A 23,804-nucleotide genomic window follows, 5' to 3' on the forward strand; every position below is an offset into this window, starting at 1 on the left:
CGCGGGTCGGTTAACCGCCACTCACGTTCTCACCGACCCGCGTGATCTCGTCTCTTCAGGCGTAACCCGGCGTGAGTCGGGTGGCACCGGCGTTGAAGACGTTCCGAGCGCACGCGCCGCGACCGCGAGAAAAGATTAGGTGGGCCTAAGATTCGAAACCGACTTAATCCTTTAGGGTGGCCTAAACCGTATGGACTCAGACGCGGACCGACTCGCCGGCACGCGGCGCGAGACCGTCAAGTACTGCGGGGCCGTCGCCGGCGCGGGACTGCTCGCCGGGTGTAGCGGGCGGGAAGCCTCACCGAGCGAATCCGGCTCGGGAGGGGGAGACGTCGGCGACTCGCCGCCGGAGCGCTCCGGCACCGACTCGTCGACCGACAGCTCGTACACGGCCGCGATGGCTCCGGCGGGCGAGGTCGAGTTCGACACGGTGCCCGAGGACGTCATGGTGTACAGCCTGCTGTACGCCGACCTCGCGGTGGCGCTCGGTCACGGCGACGCGGTCAATTCGCTCGGCTTCGACGCGGAGGCGGGCGGGAACACGCTCGACGCCTACTACGCGGACCTCGACGGCGTCTCCTTCGACCGCGAGGGGCTCACGCAGCTCAACGCCGGCACGGGCGGCGGCATCTCCGTCGACCGCGAGCTCCTCTACGAGCTCGACTCCGACCTCCACCTCGCGGACCCCTCCCTGTTCGCGTCCTTCGACGGCTGGAGCGAGGCCGACGTCGACGAGGTCCGCGACGGGATTGCGCCCTGGTTCGGGAACATCTACAGCCGCCGGCACTCGCAACCGCCCGAGGCGTACCGCGACCGGTACGAGTACTACACCCTCCCGGAGATCGGCGAGCGCGTCGCGGCCGCGTTCCGGGAGCGGGAGCGCTTCGCGGCCCTCGACGCGGTCCGCGAGGACCTGGTCGAGACGATCCGGAGCGACCTCCCGCCGGCCGAGGAGCGACCGACCGTCGCGGCGCTCATCTACATGGACGGAACCTACTACCCCTCGCGGACCGACGTGCCGGGGTTCGCGAACGCGCACGTGCGCCCGTTCGGCGTCCCGGACGCGTTCGCCGCGGAGGCGGTCACCTACGAGACCGCCTACGACCACGAACAGCTGCTGGAGGTCGACCCCGACGTGATCCTCCACCAGTACGGGATCGCCTCCTACTACGACGTCGGCGCGGTCCGAGAGGAGCTGGCGGCGCATCCGGTCGCCGGCGAGCTCTCCGCGATAGCGAACGACCGCCTCTACCCCTCCGGCGACCCGGTCCAGGGGCCGATCATGAACCTGTTCCAGCTGGAGATGACCGCGAAGCAGCTGTTCCCCGAGCGCTTCGGCGAGTGGCCGGGCTACGACCACGGCGACGACTACCCGGATATCCCCGCCGACGAGTGCCTGTTCGACCGCGGCGAGGTCGCCTCGATCGTCGCCGGAGGGGCGGAGTGAGCGACGCCCCCGACCGCGACGTCGCCGTGGTCGGCTGCGGGCCGGCCGGCTGCGCCGCCGCGGTGTTCGCCGCGCGCGACGGGCTCGACGTCGCCGTCTTCGACCGCGGCCGCTCGTCGCTCGCCCGCTGCGCGCACCTGGAGAACTACCCCGGCTTCCCGGCCGGCATCGACGTCGGCACGCTCTCGGACCTCATGCGTGCCCAGGCCGAACGCGCGGGCTGTGCCGTCGTCGACGACCTCGTCGAGTCAGTCGAGCGCGCTGGCGGCGACGACGGCGGACCAGACGGGCGCCCCGAGACCGACGAACCGCTGTTCGTCGTCACCCCGCAGGAGGGCGAGCCGGCCACCGCCCGTCGGGTCGTCGCGGCGACGCGCTACGACGGGGAGTACCTCCGCGGGCTCGACGACGATGAGGCGATGTTCGCGATCCACGATCACGGCGACGAGACGCACGAGCACTTCGACAGGGGGTACGCCGACCGCGACGGGACGACCCCCGTCGATGGCCTGTACGTCGCCTCCCCCTCGGAGGCGGACCGACAGGCGATCACCGCGGCGGGCCGCGGCGCCCGGGTCGGCAAGCGGGTCGTCGCCGACGCCCGGATCGACGACGGGTGGTGGCCCGAAGCCGCGGAGCGCGTCGACTGGGTCCGTCGCGAGGCCGAACTCGACGACGAGTGGGCCGACCGCGACCGATGGGTCGAGTGGTTCGACGCGGCGCACGCGGACGGCCCGGTCGACCCGGACTCGGACCGGTTCGCGCGCGTTCGCGAGGCCGCGGTCGACGACGCCCGCTCGTCGTACGTCGGTGCGGACGACGAGGCGGCTCGCGCCGAAGCCGGTCACCGCGCGCTCGCCGCGCGCCTGAACCCCGACGCGATCGTCGACGCCCACGACCCGGACGCGCTGCTCGACGCGATGGACGACGAGACGATCGCGGCGCACGCGGCCGGCGACGTTTCGACCGTGAACAACAGGTCGAACGCGAGCGGCAGCGACCCGCCGACCGACGGAGGGGATCGATGAGCCGCGGGGGGTCGCGGACCGACGGCGGGTCGGTGACGGGCGACGAGGGTCACGCCGCCGGCGCCGACTCGCCTCCCCGACGGCGATCGGCGAGCGGGCGGCTCGGGTGGCTGTTCGACCCGCGACTGCTGACGGTCGCCGCGGTGAGCCTCGCTGTGGTCGCCGTCGCGGGGCTCGTCCAGGTGAGCTTTGGGGCGTACTCGATGACGGTCGGCCAGGCGTGGCGGGCCGTGCTCGACCCCGCCGTCCTGCTGGACCCGCGGTGGGTCCTCAACTTCCTCCTCGGTGAGGAGCCGATGCGGGCGGTCACGGGGTTCCGGGGGGAGCTGCCGGCGCTCTCGCGCGAGACGCTCGTCGTCTGGAACATCCGTCTGCCGCGAGTGCTCGTCGCCGCCGTGGTCGGAATGAACCTTGCCGTCTCCGGCGCCATCTTCCAGGCGGTGACGCGAAACGAACTCGCGAGCCCGTTCATCCTCGGCGTCTCCTCGGGCGCCGGGCTGACGATCCTCCTCACGCTCGTCGTGTTCGGCGGACTCTCCGCGTTCCTCCCGGTGATCGCGGCGCTCGGCGGGTCCGTCGCGTTCCTGATCGTCTACGCCATCGCGTGGAAGAACGGGACGAGCCCCGTCCGGCTCGTGCTCGCGGGCGTCATCGTCGGGACTGTGTTCAACAGCCTCCAGACGGGGCTGTTCTTCTTCGCCGACGACATCGCCGTCGTCCAGTCGGCGATCCAGTGGACCACGGGGTCGCTGACCGGGACCGACTGGGAGCAGGTCCGGATGGCGCTCCCGTGGACCCTCGTGACAGTGGTCCTGTCGCTCGTCGGCTCGCGACAGCTGAACCTCCTCCTCCTCGGCGAGCAGACGGCGAAGTCGCTGGGGATGTCGATCGAGCGGGTCCGGTTCGCGCTCTCCGGGGTCGCCGTGCTGGCGGCCGCCGCCAGCATCGCGGTGGCGGGGATCGTGAGCTTCGTGGGGCTCATCGTCCCCCACGTGGTCCGGAACCTCGTCGGCAGCGACTACAACCGGGTGATCGTCGGCTGCCTGTTCGTCGGCCCGGCGCTGATGGTCGGCGCCGACGTTGGCGCGCGCCTCGGGATGAGCGTCCTCACCGGCGCTGACGCGCAGATCCCGGTGGGGATCGTCACCGGGCTCGTCGGCGGGCCGTACTTCCTGTACCTGATGCGGCGGCGGCAGAACGTGGGTGAGATTTGAATGGCGATCGAACGCGCGAACGCGACGGAGTCCGGTGAATCGAGCAGTGAGACCGAGACCCGCGGTGCGGCGGACGCGAGCGACCTCGACGCAGAGGACCTCGTATTGGGCTACCCGACGACCCCCGAGCCGGTGATCGACGGCGAGTCGATCGCGGCCGAGCCGGGGGCGGTGACGGCTCTGGTCGGCCCGAACGGCTCCGGGAAGAGCACCCTGCTGAAGGGGCTCGCGAACCAGATGGTGCCCGACGACGGCTCGGTGTTACTCGACGGCCGCGACGTCCACTCGATGGACGCGAAGGCGCTCGCGAAGCGGCTCGGCCTGCTGTCACAGGAGCGCACGTCGCCCGACAGCATCACCGTCGAGGACCTGGTGTACCACGGCCGCTACCCGCACCGCGGGTTCTTCGAGCGGACGACCGACGAGGACGCCCGCGCTGTCGAGCGCGCCATCGATCTGGCGGGCTGCGGCCACTTGCGCGACCGTGAGGTGGGGAGCCTGAGCGGCGGGCAGAAGCAGTTGGCGTGGATCGCGATGGCGCTGGCGCAGGACACCGACGTGCTACTCTTAGACGAGCCGACGACGTTCCTCGATCTCCACCACCAGATGGAGGTGATGGAGATAATCGAGACGCTCCGTTCGGAGAGCGACGTCACCGTCGTCGTCGTCCTCCACGACATCGAGCAGGCCGCCCGGCTCGCCGACCGCGTGGTCGCGCTCAAAGACGGCGAGGTCCGGGCGCGCGGGCCGCCGGAAGAGGTCGTCACCGAAGAGCTGCTCTCCGAGGTGTTCCGCGTCGACGCCGACGTGGTCGACACCGACCGCGGGCCGCGAGTCACGCCGATCCGCGCGCGCCACGAGGAGTGATCGGGACCGGCGCGGTGGAGCGCCACCAAAATATTTTAGGCGAGCCTAAAGATCGGAACGATTAAATTGTTTTAGGCTGGCCTAAAAGTATGCGAGACGAGACATCCCAAGGACGGACTCGGAGAGCGTTCGCGAAGTACGGCGGCACGGTCGCCCTCGGCGGGCTGCTCGCCGGCTGTGCCGGCGGCGGTGCGGAGACCGACTCGTCGGGGTCCAACGGTTCTGACGCCGGCGACGATGGCTCGGACGGCTCCTCGACCGCGGCGAGCGACGCCGACGGGGGCTACACCGCGTCCATCTCGCCGACCGGCGAGGTGACGTTCGAGTCGCCCCCCGAGACGGTGTTCACGCGGCTCACCCACCACGCGGGCATGGCGTTCGCCCTCGGACGGAGCGACGGGCTCACCGCGATGCACGCGCCGGACTACTACGACGGGCTCTGGAACCAGTTCGTCGAGCGGCTCCCCGGCGTCTCGCTCGACTGGTCGGGGCTCTACTCCTCGTGGCAGCCGGACAAGGAGAAGCTGTACGAGCTCGACAGCGACGTCCACCTCGCCGACCCGGCGTGGATCACCCGGCAGGACGCGTGGAGCCGCGAGGACGTCGACGAGATCGCCGAGCGCGTCGCCCCGTGGTTCGGCAACTCGCTCTCGGACCGCCATCAGGAGCCGACGGGCGAGTGGGCCGACGGCTACCAGTACTACGGCCTCTGGGAGCAGTTCGAGATCGTCGCCGAAGCGTTCCGGGAGCGCGAGCGCTACGAGGCGCTCGCCGCGGTCCGCGAGGACCTCCTCGCTACGATCGATGACGGGCTGCCGCCGGAGTCGGAGCGCCCGACCGCGATCATGGTCGCGGCCGCCGACATCGAGGAGATCTACGCGTACACGCTGAGTAACCCCGGGTTTCTCACGTCGCACACGCGTCCGCTCGGGCCGCGCGACGCCTTCGGGGGGAGCGTCGAGTCCGGGACGGTCGTCGACTTCGAGACGATACTCGAGGCCGACCCCGACGTGATCCTCTACCTCGGCGGCTTCGAGCCCGGCACCGACATGGCCGGGCGGCGGGCCGCCTTCGAGGACGATCCCGTCGGGTCGCAGGTCACGGCGGTCGAGAACGACCGCGTCCATCCGCAGGGCGCACGGTATCAGGGACCGATCCTGAACCTCTTCCAGCTGGAGATGACGGCGAAGCAGCTCTACCCCGAGGCGTTCGGCGAGTGGCCCCGCTACGAGGAAGGGCCGTACCCGGAGATCCCCGAAGAAGAACGGTTGTTCGACCGGCAGCGCGTCGCGGACGTCGTCAACGGGAACCTGTAGCTGCGCGCCCGCGAGTCGGCGGGCGCGACCCGCGACCGAAGCCGGTATCTCGCCTCGGCCACACCGACGAGTATGGACCCGAACCGTGACGTGGTCGTCGTCGGCGGCGGGGTCGCCGGGCTCTCGGCGGCCGTCTACACCGCCCGGCAGGGACTCGACACGCTCGTCGTCGACCCCGGCGGCTCGATCCTCCGGCGGAACGCCCGCCTCGAGAACTTCCCCGGCTTCCCGCTCGGCGTCGACGCGCGTCGACTGCTCGACCTGCTCGGCGAGCAGGCCGAGGCCGCCGGCGCGGACCGCCTCGACGCTCGCGTCACGCGGGTCTCGCTCGTCGACCCGGACGGGCGTGAAGGTGGGAATGACGGCTCGGACGACGACGCCCGCTTCGCCGTCGCGACCGACGGCGACGACCGGATCCGGGCGCGACACGTCGTCGCCGCGACGAAGAACGAGGTAGGCTACTTGGAGGCGCTCGACGGGGTCGAACTCGTCGACCGCGGGAAGACGTACGTCGACGCCGACGAGCGCGGGCGGACCGGCGTCGACGGGCTGTACGCCGCGGGGCGACTCGCTCGCAAACCGCATCAGGCCGCGGTGTGTGCCGGCCACGGCGCCGAGGTCGCCGTGACGCTCCTCGAAGACGCGGACGTCCCGTTCTACCACGACTGGGTCGCGCCCGAGGGCTATTTCACCGATCGCGACCGCGAGGTGCCGCCCGGCTGCGAGGAAATCGACGCCGCGGAGCGCCGCGAGCGCGAGGCGGCCGCGCTCGACGCGACCCGCGAGCGGTTCGCCGAGCCGCATCCGGACCCGCAGGAGACGCACCCGAGCCTGGAGGAGTGACGGCCGCCGCACTGGACGCCACCTCTCTCGGCCGTTTGGGATCCGGGCCTACTCCGCGTCGGGCTCAATCCGGACGAGGTCGGCCTCGACGTCCTCGACGAACGCGCCCTGTCCCCCGACGGTGACCTCGCCGTCGTCGGTCTCGACGACGAGCGAGTGCTCGACCGGGAACTCGTTGTTCCTCGGCTCCACCATCCCCTGTTTCGTCTCGACGACGCGCCCGACGATCTCCGCCGCCTCGTCGCGGTCGGTCCACCGCCCGCCGACTGTCACCCGCGGTGGGTCGCCCGCGCGCAGCCGCAGAGTCGCTTGGAGGACGGTGTGTCTGAAGTCGGTGTACTCGGCGGGGAGCGGCGCCGGGTCGGCGACGGCGAGCTCGGTCGCGGCGGGCCAGTAGTTCCCGAGGAAGGAGCCGACGATCACGGGCGCGAGCTGCTCTTGCGCGAACGCGATGGCCTGTCGGTCCGTCGTCGACCGGCGGAGGAGCTCCGGCGGGGAGACGACGCCGGCCGCGGAGTCGACGGTGAGCAGCGTCGGCATCGCCTCGCTCCAGGTCCGCACGACGTTCGCGACGCCCGCCAGCGCGGGGTCGTCCGCGCCGAGGTCCGCGGCCGCGTCGGAGACGACGAGCAGGACGAGCACGCCGCGGTCGACCGCGTCGGCGAGCGCCTCGCGCACCTCGGGGAGCTGTTTGGCGGTGATCGAGAGCGTCACCTCGCTTTCGGCGTCCGCCAGCAGCGACCGGACCCGTTTGATGACGGTGACCCGCGACTTGATCACCTCGAACTGCTCGGCCTGGCGTTCCACGCGGGAGTACCGCTCCGCAAGCCCGGGTCGCATCGCGTCCACGTCGGACCGGAGCCGGTCTATCACCTCCTCGGGCGGGTTCGCGCGGATCGTCGTCGGCACGACGTGGTCGTTCACCTCAACGAAGCCGCGCTCCGCCAGCGACTCGCTCACGCTGTAGACGTACCGCTTCGAGACGCCCGCCGCGTCGGCGACGGTGCTCGCCTTCGCCTCGCCGTGTTCGAGCAGACTGAGATAGGTGTCGACCTCCTTGTCGGAGAGTCCGAAGCGACGGAGGAGATCGGTCAGCGTCCGGTCGTCCATACGCACGCCTCTTCCGAGCGACACTTATAAGAGTCGGTACCGGGCGGCTCCGCGCCCCCGCGACCCACCGGCGACGGCCGACCGGTCACCGGAGCACGGCGACCGAGTCGACCGCGACTCGCCTCCCGCCCTCGCCGCCGCGTTCCACCGCGCTCCCGTCACCGAACAGGTCCGTCTCGACCCCGTCGGGGACGGCGACCGTCGCCGGCTCCGCCGCGAAGTTGACGACGACGAGCAGGGAGGCGGCCTCGCTCCCGTCTCCCTCCGCCGGCGCCCGCTCGTACGCGGTCACCCGGTCAGCGTCGCCCTCGACGACGCGCACGTCGGCCGCGCGCCCGTCGAACGTCACGTCGCCGTCGCGGAGGAGCGGTTCGGCCCCGCGCAGCGCGACCAGCCGCCGGTGGAAGTCGGTGAGGTCGTTGTCCCCGTCGTGCCACCGGATCGGCCCGCGGTACGTCTCGTTGCCGCGCTCCTGCCCGGCGTAGATCATCGGCGCGCCCGGCAGCGTGAACGTCACCGCGGCGGCCGCGCGGAGCGCGTCTCGACCGTACTCCGCGAGGTAGCGGTCCTCGTCGTGGTTCTCGACGTACCGCATCTGTGAGCGGCCGTCGTCGAAGCCGAGCCACTCGCCGCGCGCGAGGGCGGCTTCGACCGCGTCGGCCGACTCCTCGCCCGCGCCGACCGCGCGGAGCGTCTCGTACAGCGAGGTGTCGTAGTGGCGGTGGAACTCCCCCTCGCCATAGAACGGGTCGTGCGGCAGCGTCTCGTCGAGGAGGAGGGTGTCGTCCGGCACGCGGTCGGCCACCTCCTTCCAGAAGCCGTGGGGGACGCCCCACGCCACGTCGGCGCGGAAGCCGTCGACGACGCCCGCCCACTCGTCGACGACGTCGAGGAGCCACTCGCGGACCGCCGGGCTGTCGAAGTTGAGGTTCGGGATGCGGCCCCACTCGAAGTAATAGTCGGGCGCGTCGCCGTCGCCGATTTCGGCCCAGTCGATCCCGGTCACGTCGGCCGCCGCGTCGGTCCGGCGGTAGTGGTCCGCGTACGCGTCGACGCCAGCCGAGTGGAGCTGGAACGCCGGGTGGTCGCGGGAGGTGTGGTTGATCACCAGATCGAAGACGACCCGGATGCCGGCGTCGTGGCACGCCGCGACGAGCGACTCGAACGACTCAGGCGAGCCGAGGTCCGCGGCGGTGTCGTAGTAATCGGTGACGTGGTAGCCGTGAGCCGTCGGCGAGGCGAGGACGGGCGTGAGCCAGAGCGCGTCGACGCCGAGGTGCTCGAGGTACGGAACCCGGCGCTCAATCTCCGCGAACGTCGTCGGCAGCGTGTCGCCGGCGAACGACCGGACGAAGGCCTCGTAGATCGTCGGCGACTCGGCCCACTCGGGCGTCGGGTTCGGGTCGGCGAGCGCGACCGACGCGGCCGCCGCCTGCTCTTCGTCCCCGCCGTTCGCGGGGGCGTCCACCCGCACCGTTTCCGCGGCCCCGTACCGCTCTCCGTGCGGGACCGCGTGGATCCTGACCGAGTCCGGGAGCGCGTCGAGCGGGACCGAGAGCGTCTGGCCCGCCGCCCGGGACTCGATCGCCGCCACAGTCTCCGGGTCGGCGTCGCGGTCGTCGACGAGGAACGTCGCGTCGAGCGCGTCCGGGTCGCCCGCGCGCTCGACATCGTCGACGGCAGGCGCGGGCTCGACCGCGGCCGTCAACCGGAGCCGGTCCGCCTCCGCCTGGGCGTCGGTCTCGACGACTGTCGCGTCCAGCGAGACGCGCGGCCGCCCGGGACCGGGGACCTCGCAGTCGCCGTGGTGCGCCGCCGAGCGGTCGCCGTCGGGGACGAAGCCGAAGCCGTGACGCCCGGGGGGGACCCGCACCGTCGCGACCCACTCGTCGCCGTCGCGCTCGGCCCGATCGAGCGCGAGCCGGTTCTCGTTGTGAGGCCACAACAGGGAGACCCCGTCGGGGTCGCCGTCGCCGTCCGTCGCGACGTCGGCGGCCGGGACGCGGATCTCCGTCTCCCGCCGCTCGTCCGGGAAGGCCCGGACGCGCTGTCGGTGCGTCCCGTCGGGGGCGTCGAGCGCGAGGACGTAGGTCCCGGGGGCGTCGGGCGCGAGGTGGACGACCGGGTCGTCGTCGCGACCGGTCTCGCCGGCCCGTAGCACCGGGCCGTCGGCGGGGTCGAGCGCGGCGTCGCCGCCGGTCGCGGTCGCCGAGCTCGGTGGCCCGGTCGCGTGGGGGTCCGGGCTATCTCTGGCGGCGAGGTCGCTGTCGGCGGGTGCGTCGCGGACGCGCCAGCGGTACGTTCCGTCGGCGTCCGGGGACCGCGCCGCCAGCTCGACTGACTCGCCGACGCTGGTCGTCCGCGGGGGGCCGGGTTCGTACACGCCCCGGCTGTCGGCGCGCTGCGGTTTGAGGGTTTCCGTTCGCTAAACGAATGAACAATAATTACACCAAAGCTTCATACCGACCGGCGGCGTGTATTCTCGTAATGCAGCTTCGCGACGCGCTCGACGACTACAAGCGCCACGCCGGCGGCGGGACGCGCTTCCCCGGTGAGCGGCGCACCGTCTCCGGCCGCTTCTCCGGCGGCGACGGTCGGCTCGTCCACGTCGGCGACGACGGCGAACTCCGCGACTTCGGCTACCCGCTCACCGGCCGGACCGGCCTCGTCCGGTCGCGGATCGGGCTCGCCGTCGGCGACGAGGTCACGTGGCTCGACGAGGCCGACACGACGCAGCGGTACGTCGGCGACACCGCGCTGGTCGAGACGGTCCACGAGACGCCGCGCGCGACGGTCACCCGCCACGACGTGACGCTCGGCGACGCGCACCTCACGCGGGCCTCGGTAGAGTTCGCCGACGCGGACGACGGGGACACGGACGCGACCCCGGTCGACCCCGCGGACGCCTCGCTCGTCGTCTACGCGCGCTTCGCGCCCGACGGCCGCGACGACCGCGTGGGGCAGCTCCGGTTCGACGACGCCGTCGAGGTGTATCACGCCGACGAGCACGACTTCCTCGCGAGCGCGACCGGCTTCGCCGACCTCCGCGGCCAGCTCCCGACCACGTTCCCCGAGCTGCTCGCCGACGACCCCACGGACCTCCCGCGCGACCGCGACGGCGACCGGTACGAGGAGGAGCGCCTCTCCGGCGAAGTGATCGCCGACGTGCCGTTCGACGACGGGGTGGCGACGGTCGCCACGCTCCTGACGGACGGAGCGGAGACCGACCGCGAGGCCGCCCGCGAGCGCCTCGACGACCTGTTCACCGACCACGACAACGTCGACGCGCTCGCGGACGCGGCCGCCGACGCGCTCCCCGCCGTCCCCGAGTCGGCCCCCGCCCGCGAGTCGGTCGCCGCGGACCTCCGGGTCCTCTCGCTGCTCTCCGCCCCGTCCGGGCTCCGGATCGCGGGGCCCGACTTCGACCCGTACTACGAGCACTCCGGCGGCTACGGCTACACGTGGTTCCGCGACGACGCGGAGATATCCGGGTTCCTGCTCGGGGCCGCCAACGCGCTCGATCTCCACCTCGACGACTGGCACGCCCGGTCCGCCGAGATGTACGTCGCCACGCAGCGCCCCGACGGCTCGTGGCCCCACCGAGTGTGGCCCCGCGACGGCGCGCTCGCCCCCGGGTGGGCGAACGCCCGCATCGAGGACGGGCCGGACGTCGACTATCAGGCCGACCAGACGGGCAGCGTCGTCGCGTACCTCGCGCGGGCCCGGGCGGCGGGCGTCGACGTCGAGGGCCTCGACGCCACCCTCGTCGCCGCGCTCGCGGGCCTCGACCGCACGCTCGAACCGGACGGTCGCCCCGTCGTCTGCCAGAACGCGTGGGAGGACTCCGCCGGCCGGTTCGCCCACACCGCCGCGACGTTCCTCGAGGCGTACAGCGAGCTCGGCCGCCACGGTGAGGGGGTCACGGTCGACGCGCTCGCCGACCCCGATGCCGTCCCCGGCGCGGCGTCGCTCCCGGACGACCTCGCCGCGCACGCCCGCGACCGGGCCCGCGAGGTGTACGACGCGCTCGACGACCTGTGGGTCCCCGAGCGCGGCTGCTACGCTGTCCGCGAGACGCTCGACGGCGGGATCGACGACCGGCTCGACTCGGCCACGCTCGGGCTCGCGGCCGCCCACCGTTCCTTCGACGCGCTCGGCGCGGCCGACGGCGAGGGCGGCGCGGTCGACGACGAGCGCCTTGACCGACTGGTCTCCCACGTCGAGACGGTCGTCGACGGCCTTTCCCACGAGACCGACGACATCGCCGGCCTGATCCGGTACGAGGGCGACGGCTGGCGGCGGGCCGACCAGCTCTCGGAGAAGGTGTGGACCGTCTCGACGGCGTGGGGAGCGAACGCCTGCGCGGAGCTCGCCGCGCTGCTCGCCGCGCACGACGACCCGCGCGCCGCCGAGATGGCGGCCCGGGCCCGCGACCTGCTCGCGCACGTCTCGCCCGGCGGAACGCTGTGCGAGCCGACGACGTACCTCCCCGAGCAGTACTTCGACGACGGGACGGCCGACAGCGCGACGCCGCTCGGCTGGCCGCACGCGATCCGGCTGGCGACGGTCGCGCTGCTCGACGACGAACTGCCGCAGTTCACCGACGCCCCGACCGCGGACGACTGACCGGCTCTCGACAATCGTTTACTACTGAAATCGGTGCCGCGGCGCGCGCCTCCGAGCGGCCGCCACCGGCGGCCGCGAGGTGCGCGTGCGAGGGAGTCAGTCGCCGGAGCGAAGCGGAGGCGACTGACGAGGCTGGGGAGGCGTGAGGTGCGGTTGCGGTGCTGTGCGGGGTGGGACTCAAAGGGGCAGTCGCGGGGCGGGCGCAGGCGACCTAAGTACCGCAGGGAGCGAACGGAGTGAGCGACCGAGGAACGCAGCGAGCGTGCGCCCGCCCCGCGGCTGGGGCTTTGGAGGTATTCTCGATCGCTCCGCTAGCAACCATCGACAAATAAACGCCGAAGCCACGGCCGAACCGATCCTATCGCCACTCGTCGCGGGGAACGCAGTCGGACTCGCGGACCGTGATCCACCGGGTGGTCCGCTCGTCCGGGTCGATGTCCCGCTCGAAGAACGTCACCTCGCCGCCGCCGCCGTCGCCGTCGGTCCGTTTACAGACGAGCTCCGGCGACTCGTCGCGAACACGCGCGGATGACGTGGACATGGACATACGTCACGATTGATTCCCGGTCGGATAATAACTGTTGGTTTCAGTCGGTGAACAATAGAAACTACAAAAGTAGTTAGCGTCGCACCGGGACGCGCTCAGCGTCGCACCGGGACGTCGCGCTCGTCGAGGTACGCCTTCGTCTCCTCGATCGAGTAGTCGCCGAAGTGGAAGATGGAGGCCGCGAGGCCGGCGTCGGCGTCCGCCTCGGTGAACACGTCGTACATGTCCTCGGGGCTGCCGCAGCCGGAGGAGGCGATCAGCGGGGTCGAGACGGCCTCGCCGACCGCCTTCATCAGGGGGACGTCGTAGCCGTCCTTCGTGCCGTCCTTGTCGATGGAGTTGACGAACAGCTCGCCCGCGCCGCGCTCCTCGGCCTCCTTCGCCCACGAGACGGCGTCGATCCCGGTGCCCTCGCGGCCGCCCTTCTTCGTACACTCGAACCACACCGTCTCGCCGTCCTCGTCCTCGTAGAAGTGGTCGCCCGCGTCGTCGTACCGCCGCCGCGCGTCGACGGAGATGACGATACACTGGCTGCCGAACGCGGCCGCGCCCTCGTCGATGAGCTCCGGGCGCTCCAAGGCGCCGGTCGTGATCGAGACCTTGTCCGCGCCCGCCCGGAGGGTCTCCTTGATGTCTCCCTTCGTGCGGATGCCGCCGCCGACCGTCAGCGGGATGAAACACTCGTCGGCGACCCGGTTCACCACGTCGAGCATCGTTTCGCGACCGTCGGCGCTGGCGGTGATGTCGAGGAAGACGAACTCGTCGGCCCCCGCGGCGTTGTACTTCTTCGCCAGTTCGACGGGGTCGCCGGTGTACTCTAGATTCTCGAAGTTGACGCCGGTGTACACGGCGGCGTCGCCCTCGTCGTCGAGGTCGACGTCGATACAGGGGATGATACGCTTCGTGAGTCCCATTCGTTGTCGGGGCGTTGACCGCGCCGGCTGTTAAAATGCGCGGGGCTCACTCGACGTCGGTGGCGGCCTCGCTCCGCCCGTCGCGCTCCCGCTCCGCGCGCCGGTCGTACTTCGCGACGGCGCGGTCGGCGCGCGTCGAGATGCCGTTCGGGTTCCGGACGGGGCTCCGGTCCCGGCGGCGCGCGACCAGCCCGTCGGAGGTTCCGCCGGTGAGGCCGAGGAGTACGTCGCGGCCGGTCGCGGCCCACCGCGTGGGGGTCGACTCGCCGCGGACCACGTCCTTCGCCGCGTCGACCGCGTCGGCGAGCGCGTGCGACCCGGTCCGGAGGAGGACCGTGGGGCGGACACCGTAGTTCTTCAGCAGCCGGTAGGCGAGCCCGCGGTACTTCCAGCCCCACTCGCTCGCGCTGCGCCCGCCGTCCGCCGCCGTCGGGGTCGGGAGCTCCTTCCGCGCGGCCAGCCCGGACCGCCACGCGACGTCGCGGTCCATCCGGGCGAGCCGATGCGCGGCGTCGCGCGCGCCGCCGACCCGGAGGTACTCGTCGAAGCCGTCGAGGTCGCGGAGGGCGTCCCGTCGGAACGCGACGTTCCCGCTCTCGAAGTAGGTGACGTCCCGCCTGGCGATCCGGTTGCGCTCCGGCTCGCTCGGGTCGACCGCGTCCGCGTCGTCCGGCGCCGCCGAACCGGTCCCGGCGGCGTCGGCCTCAACGTCCGACCTCGCGGTGTCGGCCTCGACGCCTGGCTCCGCGGCCTCCGCTCCGACGCCCGCCTCCCCGGCGCTCGCCCCGTCCGGCGGTATCGGCGTCACCGGGCCGGAGGCCACGGGCGCGGCGTCGAGTCCGTCGGCGACCGCGTCGCGCCACCCCGGCTCGACGCGGTTGTCGTAGTCGACCAACGCGACCGCGTCGCCCGTCGCCACCTCGATGCCGGCGTTGCGGGCGACGTTCACCGTGCGGTCGGAGATCTCGACCAACACGTCGACGTCGCCGCGGTCGCGAACCATGCCGGTCGTGCCGTCGGCCGAGGGTCCGTTGACGACGATCACCTCGGCGTCGGGGGCGTCGGCCGCCAGCGCGTCGAGGCAGGCGGCCAACCGGTCCCGACCGTTGAGCGTCGGGACGACGACCGAGAGATCCATACGTGCGCTTATCGGGGCGAGGAGGTAAAAAGGACTGCGTGTGTGTTCGGCCGACCCGAGTCGGTTTCGAACCGACTACGAGCCGTGAAAAGCGGTGTGCGCCGCGCTCAGACGGTCAGGTAGTACACCTGTTTGCGCGCGTCCTTGAAGCTGTACCGCGAGTCGACGAGGCCCTCCTCTTCGAGGCGGTTGAGCGCGTAGCGGACGGTGCGGTCGGGCAGGAGCGACTCGTCGGCGAGGCCGCCCTGCGAGAGGGGGGCGTCCCCTTCCAGTACCTTCGCGACGAGCTTCGCGCTGGGGGGAAGCTCGCGCAGGCGGTCGCGGTACTCGGACTCCGACAGGCGGTCTTGGTCAGCGGTCTCCGCGGGACTGGTACTCATGTCTCACACGAATTCCACGAGTAGTGGTAAAGGTTGGCTACATATAGGGGAATCTGCCTGTGATAATATAATGTGTTAATATCACTTCTCATCTGGCTATCATAGACGATCGATCAGGCGTATTTTCCGGGGGCGGCCCGTATTCCGCTGCGTGATTCCCGAGTCCCACGTCGACATCTTCGAGGCCGAGTCGTACGCGCACTTCGCGACCGTTGGACCGGACGGACTCCCCCACGTCACGCCGGTGTGGGTCGACCACGAGGACCGCGAGTACGTCCTCGTGAACACCGCCCGCGGGCGGCGCAAGGAGCGGAACGTCCGCGAGAACCCGAAGGTCGGCGTCAGCGTGCTCGACCCCGACGACCCGTACCGGTACGTCTCCGTCCGCGGGGAGGCCGAACTGACCGAAGAGGGGGCGCGCGAACACATCGACGAGCTCGCCCGCCGGTACTTCGGCGTCGACGAGTACCCCCACCACGACGAGGAGGAGGGCGCGCGCGTCATCGTCCGGATCCCCGCCGAGAACGTCGCCACGAGCGGCTAATCAACCGGACCTCCGGAGCGTTCGGGCCGCTCGTCGTGGCCGTATCCGCGTCGAAGCCGACCGACCGCAGCGGGGTGCGCGCCGGACCGCATCCAGTACGGTTTTGTCGGTCCGGCGTTCATCACGGACAACGTGAAGGGACAGGACTGGTACCAGGCCGACGAGGTCGCCGAGGAGTACGACGACCTCCGGTTCTCCGGAGGGGGACAGCTCATCGATCGCCGCGAGAAAGCGGCCGTTCTCGCCGCGCTGGGCCCCATCGACTCGGGCCACCGCGTGCTGGAGGTCGCCTGCGGCACCGGTCGGTTCACCACGATGCTCGCCGACCAGGGGGCGGACGTCGTCGGGCTCGACGTCTCGCGCGAGATGCTCGAACAGGCCCGCGAGAAGGTGGCGGCCGCCGGCCACGCCGACGCCGTCGAGTTCCTCCGCGGCGACGCCTCGCGGCTCCCGTTCCCCGACGACCACTTCGACACGGTGGTCGCGATGCGCTTCTTTCACCTGATGGACGACCCCACCCCGTTCGCGAAGGAGCTCCGCCGGGTGAGCCGCGATCAGGTGTTCTTCGACACGTTCAACAGCCGCAGCCTCCGGACGCTGTACACCTGGCTCCTCCCCATGGGCTCGCGACTCTACTCCGAGCGACAGGTCGCCGCCATGCTCGGCGAGGCGGGGCTCACGCTCGCGAACGAGGAGCACGACTTCGTGTTGCCGTACGGCTTCTACCGCGAGCTCCCGGGCCCGGTGGCGAAGCCGTTCCGGGCGATAGACGAGCTCGCGGGGGAGACGATCCCGGGCGACTACGTCGCCTCGGTGTCGTACTGGGACGCTCGGGTCGCAGACGAGGAGTGAGCCCGGCGCGACGCGCCGGATCCGGCCTGTCCCGCCGACGCGGATCGATTTCCCGGCTCTTTCTCTTCGTGTCGGTCGACGCCGACGCTCCGACGGCCTCGCCGCCGGTCAGCCGGCCTCTTCGACGACTTCGCCGACGGCGAAGTTGGACTTCACTTCGGTCACTTCGATCTTCACGCGCTCGCCGACCTCGGTGTCGGGGACGATGATCACGTACCCCCGCTCGACGCGGGCGATCCCGTCGCCCTGCTTGCCGAGGTCTTCGATCTCGACGTAGCGCATCTCGCCCGGCTCGACCGGGGGCTGCGGCCCGTCGTCGTTCCGCGTCGAGGTGGCGTCGGCGTCGTCCGCCGAGGCGGTGCCCCCGTCGTGAGCGACGAGGGCGACGCGGTACGTCTCGCCCGGTTCGAGCGAGCCGGTGTCGATCTCGCGGCTGGGCACGTCGACGACGTACTCGCCGCCGTCGGTCTCGCGAACTTCCGCGCTGAACAGACAGAGGAGCTTCTCGGAGATTTCCATAGTAGACTCCATCGAAGGCTCGTTGCGGGCCAGTATAGTTGTACCGCCGACACTGTCAGGCGTCCCGGGGATCCGCGCGGCGACCGGCCCCCGAACGTCCGTCGTCGGCCGTCGCGTTCAGGTATCTCGTCGACCGACTGGCGCGCGCCGCCTCGTCCTCATGACGCCTACCCGCTTCGCCCGAGGAACGCGTCGACCAGCGCCGCCTCGGCCTTGCGGAGGTGCGCGCCCGCGGTCGACGGCGAGCAGTCGATCGCCGCCGCGACGTCGTCCACCGACCCGGTCCGCGGGACCTCGTAGTAGCCGACGTGGTTCGCGGCCCGCAGCGCCTCGCGTTGGCGTTCCGTGAGCCCCACCCCGGCCAGCCGCCGACCGCCTCCGTACGATCCGATGCGATCGATCTCGACGGTTATCGGGTCGGGGATCGCCGCGAGCGCGTCGCGAAGCTGGTCCGGCGGACCGATCAGTCCGAACGAGAGCCGGCCCGCCGGCCGGAACACGACGGGCGGGACCGAGAGGAACTCGGTGTCGACGAACGCGTCGATGAACGTCTCCGTCGGCCCGCCCAACCGCTCGTACGCCTTGAGGAAGAACGAGTCCGCTCCCGGGGCCGTCTCGAACCGCTCGATCGCGTCGATAGCCCGTAGCCGCTCGAGGTACGCCTCCCGCGGGGCCGTGACCCGAAACAGCGCGGCGAGCGTCTCGTCCGGCAGTCGCCGCCACGTCACCAACTCGCTTCGGCGGTCGTCACCGCCGTCGAGAAAGTCGTGCATCGGGTGCCTGACTCCCGGGGGAAACTCGAACTCGACGTGGACGTAGCGCATCGGTCTCTCATGCGATGCCGCGCACTTTCTATTAAAACGCACGTACAGATGCGTGCCAAGGCTCAGTCCGCCGCGGGGCCGACCGATCAATATGTGCGAGCCACAGACTCGAGCCGCCGACGATCCCGACCGGCCGCCGAAACGGACTCCACCCGACCCCGATCCCTCGGGGCCGCCGAATCCCGGCGGACTCCCCCTGCTCGGGAATGTTCACGAGCTGGCGAGCGACGCGCTCGACTTCTACGAGCGCCGCGCCGCGACACACGGGGGCGTCGTCCGGTACGACGTGTTCGACACGGAGAGCTACCTCGTCTCCGATCCCGCGGCCATTCGCCGAGTTCTCGTCGACGATCACGACCGGTACGAGAAGGGCGAGATGCCCCGGTCTCGACTCGGCGGGCTCCTCGGCGGCGGGCTGTTCCTCGCCGAGGGGGACGACTGGCGCGAGCAGCGGACGGCGATGCGCTCCGCGTTCTTCCGGGAACGGGTAGCCGAGTACGGCGGCCCGATGGTCGACCACGCGCGCCGCACCGCGGCGTCGTGGGACGACGGCGACGTCGTCGACGCCTGCGACGCGGCGACCGACTACGCGTTCGCCGTCCTCGCCGAGAGCCTGCTCGGGAGCGACGTCGAACGGGAGCGCGAGACCGTCCGGGCGGCGGCCGAGAGCGTCACCGAGCGGTTCGACACCCGGCGGGTGACCTCCTTCCTTCCGGAGTGGGTGCCGACCCCGGCGAACCGGCGGTACCGGCGGCGGGTGGCCGCCCTCAGGTCGACGATCCGAACCCTCGTCGCCGAGCGCCGCGCGGCCGGTCCACCGGCCAATCCCGCCGCCGCGAGCGACCTCTTAGGAACCCTCGTTGCGGCCGCCGAGGTGGGGGCGATGGACGACGACCGCCTCGTCGACAACGCGGTGACGTTCCTGTTCGCCGGCCACGAGACGAGTGCGCTCGGGCTCACGTACACCCTCTACTGTCTCGCTCACAGCCCGGCGTTTCAGGAGCGGGTCCGGAACGAAGTCGCGGCGCTGGGCGCCGACCCCGAGCCCACCGACCTCCGGGAGTGTCCGGCGCTCACCGCGGCAGTCGACGAAGCGCTCCGGCTGTACCCGCCGGTCCACTCCTTCTTCCGAGAGCCAACCGAGCCGGTGACGCTCGGCGGTTACCGCGTCCCCGCCGGCGTCGTCGTGACGCTCTCTCCGTGGACGGTCCACCGCGACGAGCGGTGGTGGGACGACCCGACGGCGTACCGCCCCGAGCGCTGGCTCAGCGACGGGGCGACGGGACCCGTCCACGGCGACGAGACTCCCGGACCGGCGGTCGGCGAGCGTCCCGAGTACGCGTACTTCCCGTTCGGGGGCGGGCCGCGCCACTGTATCGGGATGCGCTTCGCGCGACAGGAGCTCCGGCTCGCGACCGCGACGCTGCTCCGGCGGCTGCGGCTGGAGCCGGTGACGACCGACCTGTCGGTGCGGGCGAGCGCGAACACGCGGCCGGCCGGGCCGGTCCGCGTACGCGTCCACACGCTGGACGAATCGCCCGGCGCGACCGAGTCGCCTGACACCAGTTGACAAACAAACATATGAACCCCGACAGAGACAACTCGCGTATGGTCCTCTCAGACGGCAGCACGCGTCGCCGGATCGCCCTCCTGCTCGCAGTGGTGGCGCTCCTCTCCCCGCTCGCGACGGGGGTCGCGGCGGCACAGTCGGTACAGAGCCCCTCCGGATCCGTCGTCATCGCCCAGGGCGAGACGGTCGACAGCGTCGAGACCGTGGCCGCGACGATCGTCGTGCGCGGCACCGTCGAGGGCGACGTCTCCGGCGCGGCCGGGTCGATCCGAATCGCCGAGACGGGCCGCGTCGGCGGGAACCTCCAGGCCGCCGCCGGGACCGTCGCCATCGACGGGACGGTCGCCGGCGACGCCGAGGTCGGTGCCGGTTCCTTCGAACTGACGGAGACCGGCCGGGTCGACGGCGCGCTCGACGTCGGCGCGGGGTCGATACGGGTCGACGGCGGGGTCGGCGGGGACGTCCGCGCGGCCGCCGACTCGGTCGTCATCGGCCCGAACGCGGCCGTCGACGGCGAGTTCCGGTACGACGCAGAGACGTTCACGCAGAGCCCCGACGCGTCGGTCGTCGGCGACGTCGTGGAGGACCCGAGCCTCGGCGACGGTGGGTCGGGGACCGGCGTCGGCGGCGGGGGAGACCTCCTACCCTCGTGGGCCGGCACCGCGTACGGCGTCGCCGCCAACCTCGCGCTGGGCGCGGTCCTCCTGTTCGCGTTCCCCCGGTTCTCTCGGACGGTCGGAGACCGCGTCGGCACCGACCCGCTCGTCAGCGGCGGAACCGGCATCCTCGGACTGGTCGTCGCCCCGCTCGCTCTCCTCCTCCTCGCGATCACGGTCGTCGGCCTCCCGCTGGCGGTCGTCGGGTTCGCGGGCTACGGCGTCGCGATCTGGGTCGGGGCCGTCTACGGGCAGTACGCACTCGGCGCGGTGGTCCTCGACCGTCTCGGCAGCCCGAACCGGTGGCTCGCGCTCCTCCTCGGCGTCGTCGGGGTCGCCCTGATCGGGCTCCTCCCGTGGGTCGGCGGGGTCGTGGAACTGCTCGTCCTGCTGCTCGGCCTCGGCTCGCTCGCGCTCGGCCTCTCCGACGCGTACCGCGGTCGCGACCGCGGAACCGCCGGCGGAGCGGAGACTGCCACCGCCGATTGACGACGCGGCTTCGGGGCCGCGCTCGCGAACGGCGGCCCCTCGGGGCACCAACGCCTTTGTCGCCGCTGCGCGAAGGATCGCCCATGCCGATCCTCGACCTCCCGGACGTCGCCGTCTCGCCCCCGATCGTCACGCCCTTCGACGCCGACGGCGACGTCGACGCCGACGCGCTCGCGAGCCACGTCGACGCGCTCGTCGAGGCCGGCCTCGACGGGATGGTCCCCTGCGGAACGACCGGTGAGTTCGCTAGCCTCGCCGACGACGAGCGACGGACCGCGGTCGAGACCGTCGTCGACGCGACCGACGGCCGGGTCCCGGTGATTGCCGGCGCGGCCGACGCCGCGGTCTCGCGGGTCCGCGACCACCTGTCGGCCGCCGCGGCGGCCGGGGCCGACGCGGGGCTCGTCACCCTCCCGTACTATCACGCGTCGACCGACCCGGCGGGGCAGCGGACGTTCCTCGACGCCGTCGTCGACGACCCGCCGCTCCCGGTGCTCCTGTACGACATCCCGGCGACGGTCGGCGAGTCGATCGACGTCGACGTTCTCGCCGACGCGGCGGATCAGGCGTCGGTCGTCGGGATGAAGGACACGACCGGCGACCTCACGGACCTCGAGGCGAAGATCGGCGCGACGCCGGACTCCTTCGCCGTCTTCCAGGGCGTCGACGCGCAGCTCTACCCGAGCGCGAGCCTCGGCGTCGACGGCGGGATCCACGCCCTCTCGCAGGCGATCCCGGAGGTGTTCGTCGCCCTCGCCGACGCGATCCGCGACGGCGACGACGACCGCGCGCTGGCGCTCCACCGCCGCGCGGTCGCGCCGCTGTTCGCCCGCTGCGCCGACCACGGCTTCGCGCCCGCGACGAAGGTCGCGGCCGCACATCGCGGGTTCGTCCCCGACCCGCGCGTCCGCCCGCCGCTCACGCTCCCGGACGAGGCCGAGCGCGAGCAGATTCGCGCGGACGTGGACGCGGCGCTGGACGTCGTCTGAACGGCCGCCCGCGGGACGCTCGCCGCCGGTCTTTCCCTACTCGCCGCCGATCGGCGTTCCGTCGGCCGCCTTCGGGCCCTCTGAGTCGAAGACGACGACGTCACTGTCGGTCCGCTCGCCGGCGGTCGGGTCGTAGCCGTCGCGGACGCCGATCGCCTCCTCCAGTTCGCGCACCGCGCGCTCCTTCAGCGCGGCGGCCAGCTCCTCGGCGTCCTCCTGAGAGATGTCGCGGCCGAGCCCCTCGCACTCGTGGGCGCGGACGACGCCCGCCTCGTCGACCGCCTCGCCCATCGGCTGGCTCGTCCCGTCGAGGGCGACGCTGAACGGGTAGGTCCGACAGATCAGCGGTCGGGCGTCGTGGACCGTACACGCTCCCTCCCCGTCCGACTCCTCGTAGAAGGTACAGTCGCCGCAGCTGTCGGTCGCGAGCGCCCACTCGAACGTCTCGCCGCTCGGCTCCCCGTCGGCGTCCGACTCCAGCCCGAACGGCATCGGCCGGGCCACGTCGCGCCAGTCGTACGCCTCGTCGAACTCGGCTTCGGCGGCGTCGGCGACCCGGCGGACCTCGTCCGGAAAGACGGTCGCGGTGTGGGGTTCGCGCTCGGCGTCGCCGCCGTCGTGGCAGCCGGAATCGGTCTCACCGTGGTCGCGATTCGACTCGGTCTCGTCGACTCCCGCTCCTGCGGGCGCGCCGGCGGGTTCGTCGGGGGCGTAGCCGGTACAGCAGCCGCCACAGCGCGTACACTCGAACCCGATCGACTCGATGGCGTCCGCGAGGTCGGCGACGTCGAGGTCGCGGGCCGCGGCGAGTTCGGCTTCGAGCGACTCCATGCCCGCTTGTTACGTCGCGCCGGGGTTAACGTCGTCCCTTCCGATCACGGGAGCAGGTCGGCGGCGGCCGCGCTCCGGGCGAAGGAGCGAAGTGCGGTCGCCGCCTACCGGGCGGGCGTGAAGGAGTTCGAGCGGAAACAGCTCTTAGAACGGGTCAACCGAGAGTCCTCAACGGTCGGCGTGGACATCCCGGAGTCGATCGAGATCCAGGGCGAGGAGATCGACCTGCGGTCGTTCGTCTTCGAGATCAAGCGCCGCGACTCGGTCCCGCCCGGCGAGCGCGACCGCGTCGACCGCGCGAAGCGGAATCTGCGGCGCGAGCGGCTCGACCGGCTCGAACCGATCGAGGAGAACGAGGTGAGCTACGAGGAGGGCGAGGAGTTAGCGTCGTCGATCATCGGGATCGACCGCGCGCTGGAGGCGCTGGAGGGGCTCGACGCGCCCGACCCCGAGACGGAGGCGAAGCGGCAGGAGGCCGCCGACCGGAAGCGCTGGATGAGCTTCCTGAAGAAGGCGCTCGGCCGCGACGACGGCGGCGGGGGCGGCGGTCGGACGCGCTTCTGACCGGGCCGCAGCGTCGACGGGCCTCGCCGGCCGGGGGGCTCAGTTCCCCGTGAAGTCGATCCGCGAGCCGCTGCCGTCGCCCTTCCCGGCGGAGGGGCCGAGCCGGACGAACTCGTAGGCGTCGTCGTCGAGGTACACGGCCCCGTCCGCCACCGCGACGCCGACCGACTCGAGGACGGCCCCCTCGCAGGGCCCGAAGTTACAGTAGCCGCCGTCGGCCTCGAAGGTAGCCCCGTGCTTCTGGCAGAACACCTCGCCGTTGCGCACGAACGCCCCGTCGTCCTTGTCGAGGCGCACGTCCGTCCAGTGCTGGCAGTAGTTCCGGAACGCGCGCACCTCGCCCGCGGCCCGGGTGACGACCGCCTCGACCTCCGGCGACCCGTCCTCGCCCTCACCGAGGTCGCCTTCGCCCTCGTCGACCGTCTCGGCGTCGACCGGGCGCAGCGTCGCGAGCAGCGTGCTCTCCTCCGGGACCTCCTCGACGCCGGCGATCCGGTGGCTCTCGTCCATGTCCATGGGAGGCCGGCGACCGGCTT

Annotated in this window: 23 protein-coding genes; 13 read left to right on the forward strand and 10 right to left on the reverse strand. The window is 71.9% G+C overall.

Going from position 1 to position 23,804, the window contains the following annotated elements; translation table 11 throughout:
* Positions 1-190: 190 nt before the first annotated feature.
* The 6 genes from ABNG04_RS08830 to ABNG04_RS08855 all read left to right on the forward strand — a co-directional run bounded on the left by ABNG04_RS08830 (position 191) and on the right by ABNG04_RS08855 (position 6,715).
* Positions 191-1,447, forward strand: a complete 1,257-nt coding sequence (locus tag ABNG04_RS08830) for an ABC transporter substrate-binding protein (RefSeq protein WP_371161848.1) — start codon at positions 191-193, stop codon at positions 1,445-1,447.
* On the forward strand, positions 1,444-2,475 hold the full coding sequence (locus tag ABNG04_RS08835; RefSeq protein ID WP_371161850.1) for an FAD-dependent oxidoreductase: 1,032 nt from the start codon (positions 1,444-1,446) through the stop codon (positions 2,473-2,475). Before ABNG04_RS08830 ends, ABNG04_RS08835 begins: the two co-directional genes overlap by 4 nt.
* A complete protein-coding gene (locus ABNG04_RS08840) occupies positions 2,472-3,689 on the forward strand; it encodes a FecCD family ABC transporter permease (protein ID WP_371161852.1) in 1,218 nt (405 codons plus the stop codon). The genes ABNG04_RS08835 and ABNG04_RS08840 overlap by 4 nt, the downstream gene beginning before the upstream one ends.
* Entirely contained in the window at positions 3,690-4,556 is an 867-nt protein-coding gene (locus ABNG04_RS08845) for an ABC transporter ATP-binding protein (protein WP_371161854.1), read from the forward strand.
* A gap of 89 nt (positions 4,557-4,645) precedes the next feature.
* Positions 4,646-5,872 (forward strand): ABC transporter substrate-binding protein, encoded by a 1,227-nt coding sequence (locus ABNG04_RS08850; protein ID WP_371161856.1) that lies wholly within the window; start codon positions 4,646-4,648, stop codon positions 5,870-5,872.
* Between the two features lie 72 nt (positions 5,873-5,944).
* The gene (locus ABNG04_RS08855; RefSeq protein ID WP_371161858.1) at positions 5,945-6,715 is read left to right on the forward strand and encodes an NAD(P)/FAD-dependent oxidoreductase; all 771 of its coding nucleotides are present in this window, start codon (positions 5,945-5,947) and stop codon (positions 6,713-6,715) included.
* Between the two features lie 48 nt (positions 6,716-6,763).
* Here ABNG04_RS08855 and ABNG04_RS08860 read toward each other — a convergent pair whose 3' ends face one another.
* Both ABNG04_RS08860 and ABNG04_RS08865 read right to left on the reverse strand, forming a co-directional pair.
* Positions 6,764-7,825: a TrmB family transcriptional regulator gene (locus tag ABNG04_RS08860; protein WP_371161860.1), complete on the reverse strand. Its 1,062-nt coding sequence runs from the start codon at positions 7,823-7,825 to the stop codon at positions 6,764-6,766.
* A gap of 85 nt (positions 7,826-7,910) precedes the next feature.
* Positions 7,911-10,208, reverse strand: coding sequence for an alpha-amylase family glycosyl hydrolase (locus ABNG04_RS08865; RefSeq protein WP_371161862.1), 2,298 nt, complete (start codon positions 10,206-10,208; stop codon positions 7,911-7,913).
* 104 nt (positions 10,209-10,312) lie between these two features.
* Here ABNG04_RS08865 and ABNG04_RS08870 point away from each other — a divergent pair, with 104 nt between their 5' ends.
* Positions 10,313-12,451 (forward strand): DUF7997 domain-containing protein, encoded by a 2,139-nt coding sequence (locus ABNG04_RS08870; RefSeq protein ID WP_371161864.1) that lies wholly within the window; start codon positions 10,313-10,315, stop codon positions 12,449-12,451.
* 358 nt (positions 12,452-12,809) lie between these two features.
* Here the strand turns inward: ABNG04_RS08870 and ABNG04_RS08875 are convergent, their stop codons facing one another.
* From ABNG04_RS08875 to ABNG04_RS08890, 4 genes are all read right to left on the reverse strand, one after another.
* Entirely contained in the window at positions 12,810-12,998 is a 189-nt protein-coding gene (locus ABNG04_RS08875) for a DUF7511 domain-containing protein (RefSeq protein WP_371161866.1), read from the reverse strand.
* Positions 12,999-13,093: 95 nt separating this feature from the next.
* Entirely contained in the window at positions 13,094-13,912 is an 819-nt protein-coding gene (hisF, locus tag ABNG04_RS08880; protein ID WP_371161868.1) for an imidazole glycerol phosphate synthase subunit HisF, read from the reverse strand.
* 46 nt (positions 13,913-13,958) lie between these two features.
* Positions 13,959-15,050 carry a glycosyltransferase family 2 protein gene (locus ABNG04_RS08885; RefSeq protein WP_371161870.1) on the reverse strand — a complete coding sequence of 364 codons (1,092 nt, stop codon included), beginning with the start codon at positions 15,048-15,050 and terminating at the stop codon, positions 13,959-13,961.
* A 107-nt stretch (positions 15,051-15,157) separates the two neighbouring features.
* On the reverse strand, positions 15,158-15,430 hold the full coding sequence (locus ABNG04_RS08890; protein WP_008004753.1) for a MarR family transcriptional regulator: 273 nt from the start codon (positions 15,428-15,430) through the stop codon (positions 15,158-15,160).
* A 151-nt stretch (positions 15,431-15,581) separates the two neighbouring features.
* Between ABNG04_RS08890 and ABNG04_RS08895 the strand changes: the two genes are divergently transcribed.
* Positions 15,582-15,974, forward strand: coding sequence for a PPOX class F420-dependent oxidoreductase (locus ABNG04_RS08895; protein ID WP_371161873.1), 393 nt, complete (start codon positions 15,582-15,584; stop codon positions 15,972-15,974).
* A 132-nt stretch (positions 15,975-16,106) separates the two neighbouring features.
* Positions 16,107-16,826, forward strand: a complete 720-nt coding sequence (locus ABNG04_RS08900) for a class I SAM-dependent methyltransferase (RefSeq protein ID WP_297888673.1) — start codon at positions 16,107-16,109, stop codon at positions 16,824-16,826.
* A 108-nt stretch (positions 16,827-16,934) separates the two neighbouring features.
* Here the strand turns inward: ABNG04_RS08900 and ABNG04_RS08905 are convergent, their stop codons facing one another.
* Together ABNG04_RS08905 and ABNG04_RS08910 are read right to left on the reverse strand one after the other, a co-directional pair.
* A complete protein-coding gene (locus ABNG04_RS08905; RefSeq protein ID WP_371161875.1) occupies positions 16,935-17,345 on the reverse strand; it encodes a TRAM domain-containing protein in 411 nt (136 codons plus the stop codon).
* A 167-nt stretch (positions 17,346-17,512) separates the two neighbouring features.
* The gene (locus ABNG04_RS08910; protein WP_371161876.1) at positions 17,513-18,118 is read right to left on the reverse strand and encodes a helix-turn-helix domain-containing protein; all 606 of its coding nucleotides are present in this window, start codon (positions 18,116-18,118) and stop codon (positions 17,513-17,515) included.
* 142 nt (positions 18,119-18,260) lie between these two features.
* On the opposite strand from ABNG04_RS08910, the gene ABNG04_RS08915 reads away from it, so the two are divergent.
* The 3 genes from ABNG04_RS08915 (at position 18,261) to ABNG04_RS08925 (ending at position 21,873) form a co-directional block, all read left to right on the forward strand.
* Positions 18,261-19,739, forward strand: coding sequence for a cytochrome P450 (locus tag ABNG04_RS08915; protein ID WP_371161878.1), 1,479 nt, complete (start codon positions 18,261-18,263; stop codon positions 19,737-19,739).
* A gap of 38 nt (positions 19,740-19,777) precedes the next feature.
* Complete coding sequence (locus tag ABNG04_RS08920) at positions 19,778-20,884, forward strand: bactofilin family protein (RefSeq protein ID WP_371161879.1); 1,107 nt, start codon at positions 19,778-19,780, stop codon at positions 20,882-20,884.
* 83 nt (positions 20,885-20,967) lie between these two features.
* On the forward strand, positions 20,968-21,873 hold the full coding sequence (locus tag ABNG04_RS08925) for a dihydrodipicolinate synthase family protein (protein ID WP_371161881.1): 906 nt from the start codon (positions 20,968-20,970) through the stop codon (positions 21,871-21,873).
* 36 nt (positions 21,874-21,909) lie between these two features.
* On the opposite strand, the gene ABNG04_RS08930 is transcribed toward ABNG04_RS08925, so the two are convergent.
* A complete protein-coding gene (locus ABNG04_RS08930; protein WP_371161883.1) occupies positions 21,910-22,704 on the reverse strand; it encodes a YkgJ family cysteine cluster protein in 795 nt (264 codons plus the stop codon).
* Between the two features lie 117 nt (positions 22,705-22,821).
* Here ABNG04_RS08930 and ABNG04_RS08935 point away from each other — a divergent pair, with 117 nt between their 5' ends.
* A complete protein-coding gene (locus ABNG04_RS08935; RefSeq protein ID WP_371161967.1) occupies positions 22,822-23,268 on the forward strand; it encodes a DUF5788 family protein in 447 nt (148 codons plus the stop codon).
* Between the two features lie 39 nt (positions 23,269-23,307).
* Here the strand turns inward: ABNG04_RS08935 and ABNG04_RS08940 are convergent, their stop codons facing one another.
* Entirely contained in the window at positions 23,308-23,778 is a 471-nt protein-coding gene (locus ABNG04_RS08940; RefSeq protein WP_371161884.1) for a Rieske (2Fe-2S) protein, read from the reverse strand.
* Positions 23,779-23,804: the final 26 nt, after the last annotated feature.

The sequence above is a fragment of the Halorubrum miltondacostae genome (genome assembly GCF_041379815.1).
In the GTDB taxonomy this organism is placed as follows: domain Archaea; phylum Halobacteriota; class Halobacteria; order Halobacteriales; family Haloferacaceae; genus Halorubrum; species Halorubrum miltondacostae.

Excerpts from the sequence above, each read along its gene's own strand:
- ABNG04_RS08830 (WP_371161848.1), top strand. The coding sequence starts at position 191 with ATGGACTCAGACGCGGACCGACTCGCCGGCACGCGGCGCGAGACCGTC.
- ABNG04_RS08840 (WP_371161852.1), top strand. The coding sequence starts at position 2,472 with ATGAGCCGCGGGGGGTCGCGGACCGACGGCGGGTCGGTGACGGGCGAC.
- ABNG04_RS08845 (WP_371161854.1), top strand. The coding sequence starts at position 3,690 with ATGGCGATCGAACGCGCGAACGCGACGGAGTCCGGTGAATCGAGCAGT.
- ABNG04_RS08850 (WP_371161856.1), top strand. The coding sequence starts at position 4,646 with ATGCGAGACGAGACATCCCAAGGACGGACTCGGAGAGCGTTCGCGAAG.
- ABNG04_RS08855 (WP_371161858.1), top strand. The coding sequence starts at position 5,945 with ATGGACCCGAACCGTGACGTGGTCGTCGTCGGCGGCGGGGTCGCCGGG.
- ABNG04_RS08860 (WP_371161860.1), bottom strand. The coding sequence starts at position 7,825 with ATGGACGACCGGACGCTGACCGATCTCCTCCGTCGCTTCGGACTCTCC.
- ABNG04_RS08870 (WP_371161864.1), top strand. The coding sequence starts at position 10,313 with ATGCAGCTTCGCGACGCGCTCGACGACTACAAGCGCCACGCCGGCGGC.
- ABNG04_RS08875 (WP_371161866.1), bottom strand. The coding sequence starts at position 12,998 with ATGTCCATGTCCACGTCATCCGCGCGTGTTCGCGACGAGTCGCCGGAG.
- hisF (WP_371161868.1), bottom strand. The coding sequence starts at position 13,912 with ATGGGACTCACGAAGCGTATCATCCCCTGTATCGACGTCGACCTCGAC.
- ABNG04_RS08885 (WP_371161870.1), bottom strand. The coding sequence starts at position 15,050 with ATGGATCTCTCGGTCGTCGTCCCGACGCTCAACGGTCGGGACCGGTTG.
- ABNG04_RS08890 (WP_008004753.1), bottom strand. The coding sequence starts at position 15,430 with ATGAGTACCAGTCCCGCGGAGACCGCTGACCAAGACCGCCTGTCGGAG.
- ABNG04_RS08905 (WP_371161875.1), bottom strand. The coding sequence starts at position 17,345 with ATGGAAATCTCCGAGAAGCTCCTCTGTCTGTTCAGCGCGGAAGTTCGC.
- ABNG04_RS08910 (WP_371161876.1), bottom strand. The coding sequence starts at position 18,118 with ATGCACGACTTTCTCGACGGCGGTGACGACCGCCGAAGCGAGTTGGTG.
- ABNG04_RS08915 (WP_371161878.1), top strand. The coding sequence starts at position 18,261 with ATGTGCGAGCCACAGACTCGAGCCGCCGACGATCCCGACCGGCCGCCG.
- ABNG04_RS08920 (WP_371161879.1), top strand. The coding sequence starts at position 19,778 with ATGGTCCTCTCAGACGGCAGCACGCGTCGCCGGATCGCCCTCCTGCTC.
- ABNG04_RS08925 (WP_371161881.1), top strand. The coding sequence starts at position 20,968 with ATGCCGATCCTCGACCTCCCGGACGTCGCCGTCTCGCCCCCGATCGTC.
- ABNG04_RS08930 (WP_371161883.1), bottom strand. The coding sequence starts at position 22,704 with ATGGAGTCGCTCGAAGCCGAACTCGCCGCGGCCCGCGACCTCGACGTC.
- ABNG04_RS08940 (WP_371161884.1), bottom strand. The coding sequence starts at position 23,778 with ATGGACGAGAGCCACCGGATCGCCGGCGTCGAGGAGGTCCCGGAGGAG.